Origin of the sequence: Burkholderia sp. MSMB1588 (assembly GCF_001546925.1) — a bacterium.
Classification (GTDB): Bacteria; Pseudomonadota; Gammaproteobacteria; order Burkholderiales; family Burkholderiaceae; genus Burkholderia; species Burkholderia humptydooensis.
Window position 1 is genome coordinate 1,069,998 of sequence record NZ_LNJS01000001.1, and the last position, 16,852, is coordinate 1,086,849.

Consider the following 16,852-nt stretch of genomic DNA (forward strand, 5'->3'; position numbering starts at 1 on the left):
CCGAGCGGGGTGTTTTGCGAAGGGATACAATCGGTGCCGTCGGTCGGCTCGGTCGTGTACTTTTTTCGACTGAATTTAGCACGACCGTTCAAAAAATTTCCATTTGCGATACACTGGCAGCACGCCCTGATTCAGCATGAAGGTCCTCGATTTACAGTGCCCGCATGGCCATCGGTTCGAAGGCTGGTTCGCGTCGGCCGATGAGTTCGAAGCGCAGTTGTCCCGCAAGCTGGTCGAATGTCCGGTGTGCGGGGCGAGCGAGGTCAGCCGCATGCCGTCCGCGCCGCGCCTGAATCTGTCGGGCGCGACGCGGGCGCAGCCGGCCGATCCGCGCGCGCTTCAGGCGCAGGCGCTGCGCGCGCTGCGCGAGGTGCTGGCGAAGACCGAGAACGTGGGCGAGCGCTTCGCCGAGGAAGCGCGGCGCATTCACTACAATGAAGCGCCCGCGCGCGGTATTCGCGGCGTGACCACGCCCGAAGACGCGCAAGCCTTGGCCGAAGAGGGCATCGACGTGATGCCGCTGCCGGTTCCCGCCGCGCTGAAAGAGCCTCTGCAGTGATCGACCGCTGATCGCTGATCGCTGCGCGGCCCGCGGGCGGCCGGCGCGGTCAGAGGAGACACTGCGCATGGATCTCGATTATTCCCCCGCCGACGACGCGTTCCGCGCCGAAGTCCGCGCGTGGCTCGAGGCGAATCTGCCTCGCGCGCTGCGCGAGAAGGTTCTCAACCACAAGCGTTTGAATCGCGACGACTTCGCGAGCTGGCACCGGCTGCTCGGCACGCGGGGATGGTCCGCGCCCGCGTGGCCCGCCGAGTACGGCGGGCCCGGCTGGAACGCGACGCAGCGCCATGTCTGGGAAGAGGAGTGCGCGCGGATCGGCGCGCCGCCCGTGCTGCCGTTCGGCGTGTCGATGGTCGCGCCGGTGCTGATGAAGTACGGCAGCGACGCGCAAAAGCGCCGCTATCTGCCGCGCATCCTCGACGGCACCGACTGGTGGTGCCAGGGCTACTCGGAGCCCGGCTCGGGCTCGGACCTCGCGTCGCTGCGCACGCGCGCCGAGCGCCGCGGCGATCATTACGTCGTCAACGGCCAGAAGACCTGGACGACGCTCGGCCAGTACGCGGACATGATGTTCTGCCTCGTGCGCACCGATCCCGACGCGAAGAAGCAGGAAGGGATCTCGTTCCTGCTGATCGACATGACGTCGCCCGGCATCACGGTGCGCCCGATCGTCACGCTCGACGAGGATCGTGAAGTCAACGAAGTGTTCTTCGAGGACGTGAAGGTGCCCGTCGAGAATCTCGTCGGCGACGAAAATCGCGGCTGGACCTACGCGAAGTATCTGCTCGGGCACGAGCGCACCGGCATTGCGCGTGTCGGCGCATCGAAGCGCGAGCTCGATTTCCTGAAGCGCATCGCGTCGCGCGAGCGCAAGAATGGCAAGCCGCTCATCGCCGATCCCGTGTTCGCCGCAAAGATCGCCGCGCTCGAGATCGAGCTGATGGCGCTCGAAGTCACGGTGCTGCGCGTCGTCAGCAGCGAGGCGAGCGGGCGCGGGCCGGGGCCGGAGGCGTCGATGCTGAAGATCAAGGGTACCGAGATCCAGCAGGCGCTGACCGAGCTGATGGTCGACGCGATCGGGCCGCTCGCCGCGCCGTTCGACGCCGCGTTCCTCGAAGGCGAGCGCGAGCACAGCGTCGCCGGCGACGACGACGCGGCGCCGCTCGCCGCGTATTACTTCAACTACCGCAAGACGTCGATCTACGGCGGTTCGAACGAAATCCAGAAGAACATCATCGCGCAGATGATTCTCGGCCTGTGAGGAGCGGCGCCATGAACTTCACCTTCAGCGAAGAACAACAGCAATTCGCCGACGCGCTGCGCCGCTATCTCGACGAGCGCTACGGCTTCGACGCGCGGCGCGCGATCGTCCATTCGGACGCGGGCGTGTCCGCCGACCAGTGGCGCGCGTTGGCCGAGCTGGGCCTGACCGCGCTGCCCGTGCCCGAAGCGCACGGCGGCTTCGGCGGCGGCGCCGTCGACATGCTCGTCGCGACGCAGGAGCTTGGTCGCGTGCTCGTCGTCGAGCCTTATTGGGCGACGGCAGTCGGGATCGAGGCGCTGCGCGTCGCGGGCTCGGGCGGCGGCGAGGATGCGGCGCTCCTCGAGCGCGTGGCGCAGGGCGACGCGAAGCTCGCGGTCGCGTTCCACGAGCCGCACGCGCGCCATGATCTGTTCGCGATCGAGACGCTCGCGCGGCCAGGCGGCGACGGATTCGTGCTGACGGGCGTCAAGTCGGTCGTCCGGCACGGCGCGCAGGCGGACGTGCTGATCGCGCCCGCGCGGCTGCCGAACGGCGCGATTGGCCTCTTCGCGATCGCGCGCGGCGCGGCGGGCGCGGATATTGTCGACTACCGGACGATCGACGGCCAGCGCGCGGCGACGATCCGCTTCTCGGACACGCCCGCTCGCGCGCTCGCGGGCGGCGAGCGCGACGCCGCCGCGCTCGAGAAGATCGCCGACTACGGCGTCGTGCTGCTGTGCGGCGAGGCGATCGGCGCGCTCGACGCGCTCAACCGCGCGACGCTCGACTACACGAAGACGCGCGAGCAGTTCGGCGTGCCGATCGCGCGCTTCCAGGCGCTGCAGCACCGGATGGTCGACATGCTGATCCACGCCGAGCAGGCGCGCTCGCTTACCTATCTCGCCGCGGTGCGCTATGCGAGCGGCGACGCGAACGCGCGCCGCAAGGCGGTGTCGGCGGCGAAGGCTCGCGTCGGGCAGGCCGCGCGCTTCGTCGGCCAGCAGGCGGTGCAACTGCACGGCGGGATGGGCGTCACCGACGAGGTCGCGGCCGCGCATCTGTTCAAGCGTCTGTCGATCATCGAAACCACGCTCGGCGACGTCGATCACCACCTCGCACGTTTTGCGTCGCTGCCGGATTTCGCGGCGCTGCAGGATGCCTGAGCGGGCGGCGCCCGCCCGTTTCATTTCACGGAGAAGCTCGATGGGTATCAGTTACGAAGACCTGGAAGTCGGCGGTAGAACCGAAGTCGGCAAGCATCGATTCACGGCCGACGAGATCGTCACGTTCGCGCAGGCTTACGATCCGCAACCTTTCCACGTCGACGCGGAAGCGGCGAGGTCGTCGATGTTCGGCGGGCTCGTCGCGAGCGGCTGGCATACGTGCTCGGTGTTCATGGGCATGCTCGTGCGCAACGTGCTCCAGGGCTCGACGAGCATGGGCTCGCCCGGCATCGAGGGAATTCGCTGGATCAAGCCGGTGCGCGCGGGAGACACGATCACGATGTACAACAAGGTCCTCGACAAGCGGCTGTCCGAGAGCAAACCGGATCGCGGGATCGTGACGACCGAATGGGAAGGCGTCAACGAGCAGGGCGAGATCGTCATCACCGTGCGCTCGAAGGTGATCTTCGGGCTGCGTTCGCCGCAGGGGAGCGCATGACGGCGAGCGCGAACGAACTGCCGGTCGTCGCGTCGGCCGACGCGCTGCGCGCGCGGGTCGGCGCGGCGCCGTTCGCGAGCGGCTGGATCGACGTCGACCAGGCGCGCGTCGACCGGTTCGCCGATGCGACGGGCGATCGTCAATGGATTCACGTCGATCCCGAGCGCGCCGCGCGCGAGTCGCCGTTCGGCGGACCGATCGCGCATGGTTTTCTCACGCTGTCGCTGATTCCGGCGCTGATGACCGGCGCGCTGCGCTTCGAACAGCGCATGGGCGTGAACTACGGCCTGAATCGCGTGCGCTTCCTGAAGCCGGTGCCGGTCGGCTCGCGCGTGCGTGCGCTGTTCGCGGTGAAGGAGACGGGGCCAGCGAAGCAGGGCGGCGTGCAGGCGGTCTGGACGGTGTCGGTGGAGGTCGAACTGGGCGGCCAGCCGGTGCCGGCCTGCTCGGCGGAGTTCATCACGCTGCACTATTTCTGAGCGGGGTTCGCGCGGCGGATGCATGTGTGGCCTCGCGCACGGACGCGCGACCTTTCGGAAACTTATCGTGCCCTTACAACGACCGGAAGGGGACGACGATGAACCGATCACAGCCAGTTTTCGCCGCATTCGCCGCCGCGTGCGCGCTCGCCGCCGGCGGCATGGCGCAGGCATGGGCCACGCCTGCCGACGTCACCGTCTATCCGGCGGGCAACGGCAGCGATCAGGCCGATGCGCTGCAAGGGGCGCTCGATGCGTTGCAGACCGGCCAGCGCCTCGTGCTCGCGCCGGGGCAGTACGTCGTCGGGCGTTCGCTGCTCGTGAAGAATCCGCAGGTCGTGGTGTCCGGCTATGGCGCGACGCTCGTCGCGACGAACGATGCCGACCAGACCATCGAGATGCGCGGCCAGAATTCGACGCTCGTCGGCGTCGCGCTGGTCGGCGCGGGCACGACGCGGCTCACGACGCCGGAATCGACGAAGGTGGAGGTGACGGGCGCGGGCGTCCAGGTTCTCGACGTCAAGGTGCGCGGCGGCGCGAGCGCGGGCATCTTCGTGTTCGGCGGCGCGGACGTCGCCATCGTCGGCAACACGGTTCAGGACACGCTCGCCGACGGCATCCATACGACATACGGCTCGCGCAACGTGCTGGTGCGCGACAACACGGTGCAGCACACCGGTGACGACATGGTCGCGGTCGTCAGCTACAAGGGGGACGGCAAGCTCAGCAGCAACGTGCTGATCCAGAACAACACGCTGCTCGGCAACTACTGGGGGCGCGGTGCGACCGTGGTCGGCGGCGCGGACGTGACGATCACCGGCAACACGGTGCGGAACGTGCAGAAGGCGGCCGGAATCCTCGTGGGGCAGGAGGACGGCGCGAACACTTACGACGCGCGGAACGTCATCGTGTCGAACAACACGGTGTCGGACATCGAATTGCCCGATCCGAACAACACGCGTTCGCCGACCTACATGGCCGCGATCGACGTCAATACCTGGTCGGGCAAGGCGGCCGGCGTGTCCGTGACCGACAACCGGATTGCCCGAGTTCAGTACGCCGGCGTGCGAGCGCTCGGCAACGTCTGCCAGTTGCGCGTGTCGCGCAATGCGCTCGCGTCGGTCGGCGGCACGCCGATCGCGCTGCAACAGGCGCCGAGCTGCGCGGCGGGCCAGATCGTGTGCGCGTCGAATACGCTGGACGGCGCCGCGCTGGCGTCGCCGGCAGGCTGCTCGGCGACGGACGGCTTGACGATCACCGGGGCGAACGTCGCGCGCATGCCGCAGGTGCGGGAGTACTTGCGGCATGCGCCGACGTCGTCCGCGGCGAAGGCGGGCGCCGCCGCATCGGGCTCTTGAGGGGCCGGCGCGTGACGGCCCCCGCGAGTGCGCTGCGCGAAGCGCGCGTCAGGCCGGTCGCGGCGCGTGACGCGCGAGCTCGAGTTTCGCGATCGCGTTGCGGTGGACCTCGTCCGGCCCGTCCGCGAAGCGCAGCGTGCGCGCGCTCGCGTACGCATAGGCGAGCGGGAAGTCGTCGCTGACGCCGCCGCCGCCGTGCGCCTGGATCGCCCAGTCGATCACCTGGCACGCCATGCTCGGCGCGACCACCTTGATCATCGCGATCTCGCCGCGCGCCCCCTTGTTACCGACGGTGTCCATCATGTACGCGGTCTTCAGCGTGAGCAGGCGCGCCTGCTCGATCATGCAGCGCGCCTCGGCGATCCGTTCCTGCGTGACCGTCTGCGCGGCGACCGGCTTGCCGAACGCGATGCGCTCCGACGCGCGCCGGCACATCAGCTCGAGCGCGCGCTCCGCGAGCCCGACGAGCCGCATGCAGTGATGGATGCGGCCCGGCCCGAGCCGGCCCTGCGCGATCTCGAAGCCGCGTCCTTCGCCGAGCAGCAGGTTCGACGCGGGCACGCGCACGTCCTCGAGCGTGATCTCCATGTGGCCGTGCGGCGCGTCGTCGTAGCCGAATACGTTCAGCGGCCGGTGCACGGTGACGCCGTGCGCGTCCGACGGCACGAGAATCATCGACTGTTGCGCGTGGCGGGGCGCGTCCGGGTCCGTCTTGCCCATCACGATGTAGAGCTTGCAGCGCGGGTCGCCCGCGCCCGACGACCACCATTTATGGCCGTTGATCACGTAGTTCTCGCCGTCGCGCTCGATGCTCGTGCGGATGTTCGTCGCATCCGACGACGCGACTTCGGGCTCCGTCATCAGGAACGCCGAGCGGATCGCGCCGTCGAGCAGCGGTTCGAGCCACGTCGCCTTGTGCGCATCGGTGCCGTAGCGCTCGAGCGTCTCCATGTTGCCGGTGTCGGGTGCATTGCAGTTGAAGACCTCCGGCGCCCACGGCACGCGGCCCATGATTTCGCAAAGCGGCGCGTATTCGAGGTTCGTGAGGCCGGCGCCGCGCGCCGAATCGGGCAGGAACAGGTTCCACAAGCCCGCGGCGCGCGCTTTCGCCTTCAGTGTCTCGATCAGCTCGACCGGCCGCCATGCGTTGCCGGCGCGCCGGTTGCGCGCGATTTCTTCGTAGAACGCGCGCTCGTTCGGATAGATGTGCTCGTCGAAGAACGCGTTGAGCCGGGCGCGCAACGCTTCGACTTTCGGGGCGTAATCGAAATGCATGGCTGCCTCGCTGGTCGGACGGTTCGGTAAGAGGAGGGGGCGCGGCTAGCGCGCGTGCCGTGCGTAGCGCCACGCGAGCTCGGCCATCGGCCGCGCGCGCCGGCCGGCATCGAGCGCCTGCGCGCTCGATGCGGTGCCGTCGACGACGCGCTTCATGATGCCCTGCAGGATCGCGGCGATCCGGAACATGTTGTATGCGAGATAGAAATGCCAGTTGTCGGGCATCGTGAGGCCCGTGCGCTCGCAGTAGCGCGCGACGTAATGCGCTTCGTCGGGAATCCCGAGCGCGCGCAGATCGAGCCCGGCGATGCCGCGAAAGCTTTCGGGCGCGACGTGCCACGCCATGCAGTGGTACGCGAAATCGGCGAGCGGATCGCCGAGCGTCGACAGTTCCCAGTCGAGCACCGCGAGCACGCGCGGCGCGTGCGGATCGAATATCAGATTGTCGAGCCGATAGTCGCCGTGCACGATCGACACGCGCGCGCCGTTCTCGGACTCGGGCGGCAGATGCCGAGGCAGCCAGTCGATCAGCCGATGCATCGCATCGATCGGCTCGGTTTCCGACGCGAGATACTGCTTGCTCCAGCGCGCGATCTGGCGCGCGAGATAGTTGCCGGACTTGCCGTAATCGGCGAGCCCGACCGCCTGCGGATCGATCGAATGCAGCGCGGCGATCACGCGGTTCATCTCGTCGTAATGGCGGCCGCGCTCGGCGGGCGTCATGCCGGGCAGCGACGGATCCCACAGCACGCGGCCGTCGACGAACGCCATCACGTAGAACGCACGGCCGATCACGCATTCGTCGTCGCCAAGCGCGAGCATCGGCGCGACGGGCACGTCGGTGCCGGCGAGCGCGGCCATCACGCGATACTCGCGCTCGATCGCGTGCGCGGACAGCAGCAGCTTCGCCGCGGGCGCGGGCTTCGCGCGCAGCACGTAGCTGTGCGCGGGCGTGACGAGCTTGAACGTCGGATTCGACTGGCCGCCCTTGAACTGCTCGACGGCAAGCGGGCCGGCGAAGCCGTCGACATGCTTCGCGAGCCACGCGGCGAGCGCGTCCACGTCGAAGCGCTGCGCGTCGCCGACGGGGCGCGTGCCTTCGAATGCGGCGTAATCGGTCTGCCTGGATTTCGGATCGTGCCCGGCTGCCATCGTCTCCTCCGGATCCGCGCGACGCGCCTACTCTCGCGCGCTTTGCAAGAACTGGTGATACAGCACTTCCATCGTCGTGTTGCGGACGTCGCGGTGCAGCGCTTCGGGCGGCGAATAATTGACGAGCCGCACGACCCAGTCGTCGTCGCGCTCGCCGACGTCGAGCGCGTTGATGCAGCCCGCGGACTGCGACAGCGTGCCGATGAAGAGCCGGTGCCCGGGCACCGTCGCATGCGACAGCAGCGCGCAGTTCACGCCGCCGTGCAGCACGAGCAGCACCGTGTCCCACGACGGATCGGCGCGCAACGCGGCGAGCGGCGGCAGCACGCGGTCGATCAGCTCGCCGATCGTCTCGCCGCCGAGAAAGCGCGTGTGCTCGGCGACGATGCCGTCGAGCACGCGCAGGAACGCGGCTTCCTGCTCCTCGGGCGGAATGTCGGCGAGGAAGCCGCCGCGAATTTCGCGCCACGCGGGCTCGATGTCGATGCCGAGTGGCTGGCCGGTCTCGGCGAGCACGCGCTGCGCGGTTTCGATCGTGCGCGGCAGGCCGCTCGCGATCACGCGGTCGAAGTGCACGTTCTGTTCGGCGAACACGCGGCCGGCCGCGGCCGCCTGCATCCGGCCGCGCTCGTTGAGCGGCACGGCGTCCTGGTCGAACGGGCGGCCGCTCGCGTCGAAGTAGGTGACGTCGCCATGCCGCATCAGATAGATGCGGCGGCGTTTCGGCAATTGATAGGACATGGGTGGGCGTCAGCGTTTGTAGACAGGGGCGCGCTTGTCGAGGAACGCGGTGATGCCTTCGAGCGCGTCCGCGTGATGCAGCGACGCGACGAAGTGATCGCGCTCGGCGGCGAGATGCGCGGCGAGCGGCTGCGTCTGCGCGTCGGCGATCAGCGATTTGATTCGCGCAAGCGCGTTCGGCGACATCCTGCCGATCTCGTCGGCCCAGGCGATCGCCTCGTCGCGCGCGGCGCCCGGCTTCGTCAGCCGGTTCACGACGCCGAGCTCGCGCAGCCGCGTCGCGGCGGCCGGCTTGCCTTCGAACAGGATCTCGGCCGCGAGCGCGCGGGGCAGCGCGCGCGCGAGGAACCACGAGCCGCCGCCGTCGGGCGTGAGCGCGACGCGCGCATACGACATCACGAACTTCGCGTCGTCGGCGGCGACGAGCAGGTCGCACGCGAGCGCGAGCGAGAAGCCCGCGCCCGCAGCCGCGCCTTCGACCGCCGCGATCACGGGCTTCGTCACCGTGTTGATCGCGGTGACCCACTCGCCGAGCAGATCGATGCTCGCCGCCTGCACGGACGGCTCCTTCGCGCGATTGTCGAGCAGCCGGTTCAGGTTGCCGCCCGCGCAGAAGAAGCGGTCTGCGCCCGTCAGCACGACTGCTCGGATCGACGGATCGCGTTCCGCCGTGTTCAGCGCTTCTAGGCCGGCGGCATACATGTCGGGATGCAGCGCGTTGCGCGCGCCGGGGTTGGACAGCGTGAGGACGAGCGTCGATTCGCTTTCCGGCGGGCGCGACGCGAGCAGTTCTGCGCTCATGCAGTGAGTCTCCTTGAATTCGACAGGCGTCGGCAGCGGTGCGTCGCGCCCGTGCGTCGCGCGATCGAACATCGTCCCGGGGCCGGTTGGGCCGGCGTATTTTGAAGCCAGGCGCGAAGCGCGTCGCGACGCAAACGTCGCGGCGCGCTGCGAAGTTGCTTTAGACTAGCATGAACGTGCTTTTCGGCGTTACGCCGACCGACGCGCGGGACACATCGCGCGCGGCCCTTTTCCCATGAAGAAGGAGACTTTGATGCTGCGGCTCTGTGGCTCACCGTTGTCCAATTATTACAACAAGGTCAAGTTCGTCCTGCTCGAGCACGATATTCCGTTCGACGAAACGCTTGTCAAGCTTCCGATCGACGATCCCGCGCTACTTGCCGACATGCCGCTCGGCAAGGTGCCGTTTCTGCTGACCGAACACGGCTCGCTCTGCGAATCGCAGGCGATCGTCGAATATCTTGCCGCGATCCATTCGGACAAGCGCATTTTCCCGGCCGACCCGTTCGACGCGGCGAAGGCGCGCGAGATCACGACGGTGCTCGAACTGTATCTCGAATGGAACGTGCGCGAGCTGTTTCCGGAGGCGTTCTTCGGCGGCAAGGTGAGCGACGGCACGAAGGCGCACGTCGAGAAGCGCATGCCGCGCGCGCTCGACGGTTTCAAGCGGCTCGCGAAGTTCTCGCCCTACGTGCTCGGCGATACGTTCTGCATTGCCGACATCGCCGCATTCGTCCATCTGCCGATCGTCGCGCTCGCGACGAAGGCGATCTACGGCCGCGATTTCATCGCCGACGCCGGGATCGACTGGAAGGCATACGTGAAGCGCATCGAGGAAGAGCGGCCGGCTGCGAAGCGCGTGAGAGATGAGCGCAAGGCGTTCATCGCGGGGCTCGCGCAGCAGGGTTGATGCGGCGGGCGTGATGCCCCGCGCCTGCGCCGCGTTGCTCGGGACTACAGGCGCGCGAGCCGTTCGAGCGCGGTGGCGAGGGTGTCTTCGCGCTTCGCGAAGCAGAAGCGCACGACGCCCGATTCATGCGGCTCGTGATAGAACGCCGACACCGGAATCGCGGCGACGCCGATTTCGGTCGTCAGCCATTTCGCGAACTCCGCTTCCGGCAGATCGCTGATCGCCGAATAATCGACGCACTGGAAATACGTGCCCGCGCAAGGCAACAACTCGAAGCGCGTGTTCGCGAGCCCCGCGCGGAAGAAGTCGCGCTTCTTCTGATAGAACGCGGGCAGCGTCAGATACGGCTCGGGATCGCGCAGATAATCGGCGAGGCCGAACTGCATCGGCGTGTTGACCGTGAACACGTTGAACTGGTGCACCTTGCGGAACTCGGCCATGAGCGGCGCGGGCGCGGCGACGTAGCCGACCTTCCAGCCCGTCACGTGGAAGGTCTTGCCGAAGCTCGACACGACGATGCTGCGCGCGGCGAGCTCCGGGTAGCGGGCGACGCTCTCGTGCCGCGCGCCGTCGTAGACCATGTGCTCGTAGACCTCGTCGGACACGATCAGCAGATTGGTGCCGCGCACGATGTCCTCGAGCGCGCGCATGTCCGCCTCGCGCCAGACGGTGCCCGTCGGGTTGTGCGGCGTGTTGATCAGGATCGCGCGCGTTTTCGGCGTGATCGCCGCGGCGAGCGTGTCGAACGGAATCGCGTAGTCGGGCGCGTTCAGCGTGACGAACACGGGCGTCGCGCCCGCCAGCTCGATCGACGGCAGATAGCTGTCGTAGGTCGGCTCGATCACGATCACCTCGTCGCCCGGATGCACCGCGCACAGGATCGCCGTCAGGAGCGCCTGCGTCGCGCCCGCCGTCACGGTGATCTCGGTGGCGGCATCGTAGCGGCGGCCGTAAAGCTGCTCGATCTTGTCGGCGATCGCTTCGCGCAGCGGCGCGACGCCCGCCATCGGCGGATACTGGTTGTGGCCGTCGCGCATCGCGTGCGCGACCGCGTCGACGATGCGCGGATCGCAGTCGAAATCGGGAAAGCCCTGGCCGAGATTGACCGCGCCGTTTTCCGCGGCGAGCGCGCTCATGACCGTGAAAATCGTCGTGCCGACGTCGGGCAGGCGCGAGAGGAGAGTGGGCGTCGTAGGCATGTCGTGCGGTGCGTTCATCGTGGCTTGCGCGAAAAGGGGTTGGGCGGGCGCGTCGCTTACGCCGGCTCGGATGCGCCGGCTGCGAGCGCACTGGCGGCGAACGGCGCGGGCTGCGCGATCCGGAAACCGAAGTCGCGCTCGGTGCGGCGCGTGAGCTTCAACAGCGCGCGATCCTTCGATACGAGCCAGTCGGCGCGCGCCGCATACGCGAGTTCGAGGAATTTCTGGTCGTCGCGGTCGCGGCACTTCGGCAGCGGGCGCGGCGGCGCGTCGTCGTCGGGCGAAGGCGTGGCCGGGCCGGCGGGCGACGGCGGGCCCGCGCGGCCCGCTTGCGCGGGCGGCGCATGCCGCAGGTCCGTTCCGTTCAGCGCATTTCCGCGATCGGGCTCCGCGACGCGCTCCGACAGGCGCGCGACCGTTGCGAGCGCGGCGGCCTTGTCGACCGCGCGCGCCCTGAACTGCGGGTAGTCGAGCACGCGCTCGAGCTCGACCAGGCAGCGGACGTCGATGAGCGCCGTGATGGCGCCCGTTTCGAGGGCATCGCGGATCGGGCGGGCGTCGGGGTCGTCGAACACGAGGATGTCGATCCAGACGTTCGAATCGAGCACTACGCGGCGACCGGCGCGGGGAGCGTCGGAACTGGGCATTCGTTACAATCGGTGGTTTTCGTCTGACTGCACGGCACGGCGTGCCGGCGAGCCTCTATGATAATCGTTCTCTCTCCGGCGAAATCGCTCGACTACGAAACCCCGCCCCACGTTTCCCACCACACGCTGCCTCAGTTCGCCGACGACGCGGCCGCGCTGATCGACGAGCTGCGCCGGCTGTCGCCGCAGCAGATCGGCACGCTGATGAGCATTTCCGATCCGCTCGCGCGCCTGAATTTCCAGCGCTACGCGGACTGGTCGCGCACGTCGACGCCGGTGAACGCGAAGCAGGCGGTGCTCGCATTCAACGGCGACGTCTACGAGGGCCTCGACGCGCGCTCGCTGTCGTCCGACGATCTCGACTACGCGCAGCGGCACGTTCGCGTGCTGTCGGGGCTCTACGGGCTGCTGCGGCCGCTCGACCTGCTGCAGCCTTACCGGCTCGAAATGGGCACGCGTTTCGCGAACGCGCGCGGCAAGGATCTGTACGCGTTCTGGGGCGAGCGGATCACGCACGCGCTGAACGCCGAGCTGAAGACGCGCGGCGGCGCCTCGCGCGTGCTCGTCAATTGCGCGTCGGCCGAGTACTTCAAGTCGGTGAAGCCGAAGCTGCTCGACGCGCGCGTCGTCACGCCGGTGTTCGAGGACTGGAAGGACGGCCGCTACAGGATCATCAGCTTCCATGCGAAGCGCGCGCGCGGACTGATGGCGCGCTACGTCGTCGAAGGGCGGATCGGCTCGCCCGACGCGCTGAAGGATTTCGCATCGGAAGGCTATGCGTTCGACGAAGCGGCGTCGAACGACGATACCTACGTGTTTCGCCGCCGTGTCGGCGCTTGAGCGGACGGCGACCGGCATATCCGGCGGCCCGGTGCGGCCGCCGCAACCAGGAGATGCAATGACTCTCTCGATTACGAGCAATTTCGACGCGGGCGCGATCGACGTGGTGTCGTGCGAGCGCGCGGACGCGATCCGGCTGCGCGTGCGCGGCGACAATCGCGCCGAGTTCGCGCAGTGGTTCTACTTCCGGCTGACGGGCGCGCGCGGCGAGCGTTGCGTGATGACGTTCGAGAACGCGAACGACTGCGCGTATCCGGCGGGCTGGCGCGACTACCGCGCGGTCGCGAGCTACGACCGGGTCAACTGGTTCCGCGTGCCGACGTCCTACGACGGCCAGGTGCTGACGATCGACCATACGCCCGATTTCGACAGCATCCATTACGCGTATTTCGAGCCGTACAGCGAAGAGCGCCATTCGGAGTTTCTCGGCGCGGTCCAGCAGATGCCGCAAGCGAGCGTTGTCGAGCTGGGCCGTACGGTCGAAGGGCGGCCGATGTCGCTCGTCGTGCTCGGCACGCCCGACGAAGCGGGCGTCGCGAAGAAGAAGGTGTGGATCATCGCGCGCCAGCATCCGGGCGAGTCGATGGCGGAATGGTTCGTCGAAGGGCTCGTGAAGCGGCTCGCCGGCTGGGGCGACTGGTCGGGCGATCCGGTCGCGCGCAAGCTGTACGATCACGCGACGTTCTACATCGTGTCGAACATGAATCCGGACGGCAGCGTGCACGGCAACCTGCGCACGAACGCGGCAGGCGCGAACCTGAATCGCGAATGGATGGAGCCGGACGCCGGGCGCAGCCCCGAAGTGCTCGCCGTGCGCGACGCGATTCATGCGATCGGCTGCGATCTGTTCTTCGACATCCACGGCGACGAGGATCTGCCGTACGTGTTCGCGGCCGGCTCGGAGATGCTGCCGGGCTTCACCGAGCGGCAGCGCGTCGAGCAGCACGCGTTCATCGAGGCGTTCAAGCGCGCGAGCCCTGATTTTCAGGACGAGCGCGGCTATCCGCCCGGCAAGTACAGGGAAGATGCGCTCAAGCTCGCGTCGAAGTACATTGGCCACCGGTTCGGCTGCTTGTCGCTGACGCTCGAGATGCCGTTCAAGGACAACGCGAATCTGCCCGACGAGCACGTCGGCTGGAACGGCGCGCGCAGCGCGTCGCTCGGTGCGGCGATGTTGGGCGCGATCCTCGAGCACGTGCGGGCTTTCGCTTGAGCGCCGCCTGAGCGCTCGCCCCGGTGCGGCGGATGCGCGGATCGGGCGCGCATGAAAAAGCCGGAGCCGCATCGTTGCGCTCCGGCTTTTTTGCATCCGGCCGATGGGCCGATGGGTCGGTATGCGGATGAGCAGATGGGCCGATGACGGCGCGTTCTACGCGTGGGCCGCGTCCGTCGAGGCCGGCTCGATCCGATGTCCGCCCCGGCGTCCGACCGGACGCGTCACGACTTGCGCGCCGAGCGTTTCTTCACGGCTTTCTTCGTCGTGCTCGATTTTTTCGTCGATGCCGCGCGCTTGCTGCTCTTGCCCGTTGCTTTCGCGCTGACCTTGCTTTTGCCCGAGTGCGCGCGCAGTTTCTTCTTCGACGATGTCGCGCGCTCGACACGCGGCTTCGCGGGCGGCACCGGATCGTTCCAACTGAACGCGAGCATTTGCGTGCCGACGTAGCCGCAGCGGAATTTCAGATGCTCCGGCTCGCCGCCGCTGCCGCGCACGCCGAGGCCCTCGACGGTCACGATGTTGTCGACCTTCACGCGCTGCTTGCCTTCGTCGAACGAATCGTTCCAGGGCGTGATCGATGCGCTTCCGGTGTCGAATGCGTTCGGGGGAAACTCGACGTGATCGAAAGCGCTCGACGTGCTGGCGATGAAGTTGCCGTGCGCGGCGCAATCCGCGACGAGCGGATCGGCATGCATTTCGTTGACGTACTTGTTGACGAGTTCGGTGCGTTGATCGAGCAAGTCGGCGGACGCGGGCGCGGCGAACGTGAGCGACAGGCCCGCGACACAGGCCGTCAGCTTGCCGAGCGCGCCGAGCAGGCGATGCGAGGCGGGAAAGCTGTCCATCTGGAGGTATGAGATAAGCGCGATAGAGACACCAGGCACATGAGATGCCCGATGAAGAGCAGGGTTCCATCTTAGCGTAATTTTTCGGCGTCGCAGTAGAGCGATTGCCCGTATGGCCGGGGCGTGCGCGTGCGTTCGCGCCGGCGATCAGGCGGTCAGACGGCCGCGCTCACGCGCGCGGCCCGCCGAGACGATAGCGGCGCACGTCGGAGGTCGTGACCCACGCGGGCCGGTAGACCGCGATCAGCGCGGTCGCCATGCCGGTGAACCACGCCTCGCCGAGGGCGAGCAGCAATGCGTTCAGCGCATAGCCGGACGGCACGACGACGAGCGTGCCCTCGGCGAGCGCGATCTGCACGCCGGCCGCCGCCGCCGCGACGACGCCCACCGCAATCGCAGGCGACACGAAGCCCTGGCCGACGATGAGCGCGGGCAGGTTGTGCGGCAGCCATGCGAGCGCGGCGCGTTGCAGCAGCGTCGATACGGCGACGGGCAGTGCGCCATAGACGAGATAGGTGAGTCCGACGCCTTGCCACGTCGCATCGAACACGATCGCCGCGACGCCGATCACGGCCGCCATCCCGACGAGCGCGAGGGTCCAGTCGAACAGCGTGACAAGCAGCGTCGCGCCGAGGAGATGCATGACGAGGCCGTCGTCGAGCCAAGCGTTGGATGCCCACAGCACCGTGATCGTGGTCACGAGCGCGAGCCACACGTGTTGCAGCGTCGCGTCCTGCAGGCGGCCGAACGGGCGTTTCCACAGCGCGAGGGCGAGCAGGCCCACGGCGGCGATCCAGCCACCGACAGCAACCCAGAACGGAAGCGGCGTGTAGAGGAAACCCATATTTTTATATTACTCGTTGAATACAAAAGATGGGAATGGATTCACCCTCTACGCGGGTTTTACCGGCTATTCGTTCGCCTTGAACAGCGCGTCCGGTTCGGCTGCGATGAGTGGCTGGGCAGACGATTCGTTTTCGGCTGCGAGCGGGTACGGGTGGCGGGCTTTCGCCGGGCGCAGCGGCACGGGGCCGGGCGCGCCGTGTACGGGTTTGGGCGAAGTCTCGCGTGCGGACAGCAGCACTTCGAGATGCGGCGGCAGCCAGCCGTTGTAGATCGCGACCGCGGCGGCGCGATTTGTCGCACCCAACTGCTGGAAGATGCTGGCCAGATGGATCTTGACCGTGCCTTCGCTGATGCCGAGCGTGCGCGCGATCATCTTGTTGGTGCTGCCCATGTGGACGAACCGCATGATTTGCGCCTGGCGCGGCGACAGCAAACTGCACGGCGAGCGCTTTCTGCGCGGCAACTGGCTGATGATCGCCTCGACGCGGCCGTCCCTAACGCGCGCGGCCGGCTCGGTGAGATTGAGCGCGCTCGGCGGCACGTAGTGTCCGCCGAGCAGCACCATTTCGAGCGCGCGGACGATGAGGTGCGGGCGCGTGGAACGCGGAATGACGCCGAGCACGCCGGCGTCGAAGAGCGCTTGCGCGTGCTCGGGCGAGGCGTCGTCGGTGAGTGCGGCGACGGGCGTGGGCGCGCAAGCCTGGCAAAGCGCACGCAGATCGCCGAGCCGCTTGATGTCCTGCCAGTCGACCGCGATCAAGTCGAAGCTTTGCAGCTTGATGAGCCGTTGCGCCTGCCGCCAGTCCTTGGCGTCGTTGTAGCCGGCGTGTCGGTCGATTTGACGCAGCAGGGTTTTCAAGCCGTCGCGACGCTCCGCGTTCGAATTGAGCACCAGAAACCTCATGTTATGCCTCCGCTTATCCGATTGATCGAGAAAACGACGAGTGCCATCTCCGCAATAATGACAAAGACATTACAGGATGTCGGCCTAGCTGAAAGTCATAAGAAAAATTCGGACAAGCGAAAGCGCGAAGGCCGCCCGAGCGGGAGCTCGGAGCGGCCTTCGACGGAGCGCT

The 16,852-nt window shown here is 67.7% G+C and carries 18 protein-coding genes; 9 read left to right on the forward strand and 9 right to left on the reverse strand.

Annotation, left to right across the window (positions count from 1 at the left end; genetic code table 11):
- The first annotated feature begins 136 nt into the window (after positions 1–136).
- The 6 genes from WS92_RS16615 (at position 137) to WS92_RS16640 (ending at position 5,304) form a co-directional block, all read left to right on the forward strand.
- Positions 137–559, forward strand: coding sequence for a DUF1178 family protein (locus WS92_RS16615; RefSeq protein ID WP_059934738.1), 423 nt, complete (start codon positions 137–139; stop codon positions 557–559).
- Positions 560–626: 67 nt separating this feature from the next.
- The gene (locus WS92_RS16620) at positions 627–1,823 is read left to right on the forward strand and encodes an acyl-CoA dehydrogenase family protein (protein ID WP_059934739.1); all 1,197 of its coding nucleotides are present in this window, start codon (positions 627–629) and stop codon (positions 1,821–1,823) included.
- Between the two features lie 11 nt (positions 1,824–1,834).
- Positions 1,835–2,968 carry an acyl-CoA dehydrogenase family protein gene (locus tag WS92_RS16625; protein ID WP_059934740.1) on the forward strand — a complete coding sequence of 378 codons (1,134 nt, stop codon included), beginning with the start codon at positions 1,835–1,837 and terminating at the stop codon, positions 2,966–2,968.
- A gap of 40 nt (positions 2,969–3,008) precedes the next feature.
- On the forward strand, positions 3,009–3,467 hold the full coding sequence (locus tag WS92_RS16630) for a MaoC family dehydratase (RefSeq protein WP_006025121.1): 459 nt from the start codon (positions 3,009–3,011) through the stop codon (positions 3,465–3,467).
- A complete protein-coding gene (locus WS92_RS16635; protein ID WP_059934741.1) occupies positions 3,464–3,946 on the forward strand; it encodes a MaoC family dehydratase in 483 nt (160 codons plus the stop codon). Before WS92_RS16630 ends, WS92_RS16635 begins: the two co-directional genes overlap by 4 nt.
- 98 nt (positions 3,947–4,044) lie before the next feature.
- On the forward strand, positions 4,045–5,304 hold the full coding sequence (locus WS92_RS16640; protein WP_015600582.1) for a right-handed parallel beta-helix repeat-containing protein: 1,260 nt from the start codon (positions 4,045–4,047) through the stop codon (positions 5,302–5,304).
- 48 nt (positions 5,305–5,352) lie between these two features.
- On the opposite strand, the gene WS92_RS16645 is transcribed toward WS92_RS16640, so the two are convergent.
- Genes WS92_RS16645 through WS92_RS16660 form a run of 4 tightly spaced genes read right to left on the reverse strand, consistent with a single transcriptional unit; the run spans position 5,353 to position 9,273 of the window.
- Complete coding sequence (locus tag WS92_RS16645) at positions 5,353–6,579, reverse strand: acyl-CoA dehydrogenase family protein (RefSeq protein WP_059934742.1); 1,227 nt, start codon at positions 6,577–6,579, stop codon at positions 5,353–5,355.
- Positions 6,580–6,624: 45 nt separating this feature from the next.
- Positions 6,625–7,731 (reverse strand): phosphotransferase, encoded by a 1,107-nt coding sequence (locus WS92_RS16650; protein ID WP_059934743.1) that lies wholly within the window; start codon positions 7,729–7,731, stop codon positions 6,625–6,627.
- A gap of 27 nt (positions 7,732–7,758) precedes the next feature.
- Positions 7,759–8,472 (reverse strand): histidine phosphatase family protein, encoded by a 714-nt coding sequence (locus WS92_RS16655; protein WP_006025126.1) that lies wholly within the window; start codon positions 8,470–8,472, stop codon positions 7,759–7,761.
- A 9-nt stretch (positions 8,473–8,481) separates the two neighbouring features.
- Positions 8,482–9,273 carry an oxepin-CoA hydrolase, alternative type gene (locus tag WS92_RS16660; protein WP_015602198.1) on the reverse strand — a complete coding sequence of 264 codons (792 nt, stop codon included), beginning with the start codon at positions 9,271–9,273 and terminating at the stop codon, positions 8,482–8,484.
- Between the two features lie 253 nt (positions 9,274–9,526).
- Between WS92_RS16660 and WS92_RS16665 the strand changes: the two genes are divergently transcribed.
- A complete protein-coding gene (locus tag WS92_RS16665) occupies positions 9,527–10,183 on the forward strand; it encodes a glutathione S-transferase (RefSeq protein ID WP_059934753.1) in 657 nt (218 codons plus the stop codon).
- 44 nt (positions 10,184–10,227) lie between these two features.
- Here the strand turns inward: WS92_RS16665 and WS92_RS16670 are convergent, their stop codons facing one another.
- Entirely contained in the window at positions 10,228–11,400 is a 1,173-nt protein-coding gene (locus tag WS92_RS16670; RefSeq protein WP_015601606.1) for a pyridoxal phosphate-dependent aminotransferase, read from the reverse strand.
- Between the two features lie 38 nt (positions 11,401–11,438).
- Complete coding sequence (locus WS92_RS16675; RefSeq protein ID WP_059934744.1) at positions 11,439–12,029, reverse strand: PIN domain-containing protein; 591 nt, start codon at positions 12,027–12,029, stop codon at positions 11,439–11,441.
- A gap of 57 nt (positions 12,030–12,086) precedes the next feature.
- Between WS92_RS16675 and yaaA the strand changes: the two genes are divergently transcribed.
- On the forward strand, positions 12,087–12,869 hold the full coding sequence (gene yaaA / locus WS92_RS16680; RefSeq protein WP_059934745.1) for a peroxide stress protein YaaA: 783 nt from the start codon (positions 12,087–12,089) through the stop codon (positions 12,867–12,869).
- A gap of 58 nt (positions 12,870–12,927) precedes the next feature.
- Complete coding sequence (locus tag WS92_RS16685; RefSeq protein ID WP_059934746.1) at positions 12,928–14,082, forward strand: M14 family metallopeptidase; 1,155 nt, start codon at positions 12,928–12,930, stop codon at positions 14,080–14,082.
- A gap of 224 nt (positions 14,083–14,306) precedes the next feature.
- On the opposite strand, the gene WS92_RS16690 is transcribed toward WS92_RS16685, so the two are convergent.
- From WS92_RS16690 to WS92_RS16700, 3 genes are all read right to left on the reverse strand, one after another.
- Positions 14,307–14,930, reverse strand: coding sequence for a BspC domain-containing protein (locus WS92_RS16690; RefSeq protein WP_059934747.1), 624 nt, complete (start codon positions 14,928–14,930; stop codon positions 14,307–14,309).
- Between the two features lie 169 nt (positions 14,931–15,099).
- Entirely contained in the window at positions 15,100–15,774 is a 675-nt protein-coding gene (locus WS92_RS16695; RefSeq protein WP_015600792.1) for an energy-coupling factor ABC transporter permease, read from the reverse strand.
- Between the two features lie 66 nt (positions 15,775–15,840).
- A complete protein-coding gene (locus WS92_RS16700; RefSeq protein ID WP_059934748.1) occupies positions 15,841–16,680 on the reverse strand; it encodes a response regulator transcription factor in 840 nt (279 codons plus the stop codon).
- Positions 16,681–16,852 lie beyond the last annotated feature (172 nt).

Excerpts from the sequence above, each read along its gene's own strand:
- WS92_RS16645 (WP_059934742.1), bottom strand. The coding sequence starts at position 6,579 with ATGCATTTCGATTACGCCCCGAAAGTCGAAGCGTTGCGCGCCCGGCTC.
- WS92_RS16640 (WP_015600582.1), top strand. The coding sequence starts at position 4,045 with ATGAACCGATCACAGCCAGTTTTCGCCGCATTCGCCGCCGCGTGCGCG.
- WS92_RS16615 (WP_059934738.1), top strand. The coding sequence starts at position 137 with ATGAAGGTCCTCGATTTACAGTGCCCGCATGGCCATCGGTTCGAAGGC.
- WS92_RS16630 (WP_006025121.1), top strand. The coding sequence starts at position 3,009 with ATGGGTATCAGTTACGAAGACCTGGAAGTCGGCGGTAGAACCGAAGTC.
- WS92_RS16635 (WP_059934741.1), top strand. The coding sequence starts at position 3,464 with ATGACGGCGAGCGCGAACGAACTGCCGGTCGTCGCGTCGGCCGACGCG.
- WS92_RS16695 (WP_015600792.1), bottom strand. The coding sequence starts at position 15,774 with ATGGGTTTCCTCTACACGCCGCTTCCGTTCTGGGTTGCTGTCGGTGGC.
- WS92_RS16655 (WP_006025126.1), bottom strand. The coding sequence starts at position 8,472 with ATGTCCTATCAATTGCCGAAACGCCGCCGCATCTATCTGATGCGGCAT.
- WS92_RS16660 (WP_015602198.1), bottom strand. The coding sequence starts at position 9,273 with ATGAGCGCAGAACTGCTCGCGTCGCGCCCGCCGGAAAGCGAATCGACG.
- WS92_RS16670 (WP_015601606.1), bottom strand. The coding sequence starts at position 11,400 with ATGAACGCACCGCACGACATGCCTACGACGCCCACTCTCCTCTCGCGC.
- WS92_RS16675 (WP_059934744.1), bottom strand. The coding sequence starts at position 12,029 with ATGCCCAGTTCCGACGCTCCCCGCGCCGGTCGCCGCGTAGTGCTCGAT.
- WS92_RS16625 (WP_059934740.1), top strand. The coding sequence starts at position 1,835 with ATGAACTTCACCTTCAGCGAAGAACAACAGCAATTCGCCGACGCGCTG.
- WS92_RS16650 (WP_059934743.1), bottom strand. The coding sequence starts at position 7,731 with ATGGCAGCCGGGCACGATCCGAAATCCAGGCAGACCGATTACGCCGCA.
- yaaA (WP_059934745.1), top strand. The coding sequence starts at position 12,087 with ATGATAATCGTTCTCTCTCCGGCGAAATCGCTCGACTACGAAACCCCG.
- WS92_RS16685 (WP_059934746.1), top strand. The coding sequence starts at position 12,928 with ATGACTCTCTCGATTACGAGCAATTTCGACGCGGGCGCGATCGACGTG.
- WS92_RS16620 (WP_059934739.1), top strand. The coding sequence starts at position 627 with ATGGATCTCGATTATTCCCCCGCCGACGACGCGTTCCGCGCCGAAGTC.
- WS92_RS16700 (WP_059934748.1), bottom strand. The coding sequence starts at position 16,680 with ATGAGGTTTCTGGTGCTCAATTCGAACGCGGAGCGTCGCGACGGCTTG.
- WS92_RS16690 (WP_059934747.1), bottom strand. The coding sequence starts at position 14,930 with ATGGACAGCTTTCCCGCCTCGCATCGCCTGCTCGGCGCGCTCGGCAAG.
- WS92_RS16665 (WP_059934753.1), top strand. The coding sequence starts at position 9,527 with ATGCTGCGGCTCTGTGGCTCACCGTTGTCCAATTATTACAACAAGGTC.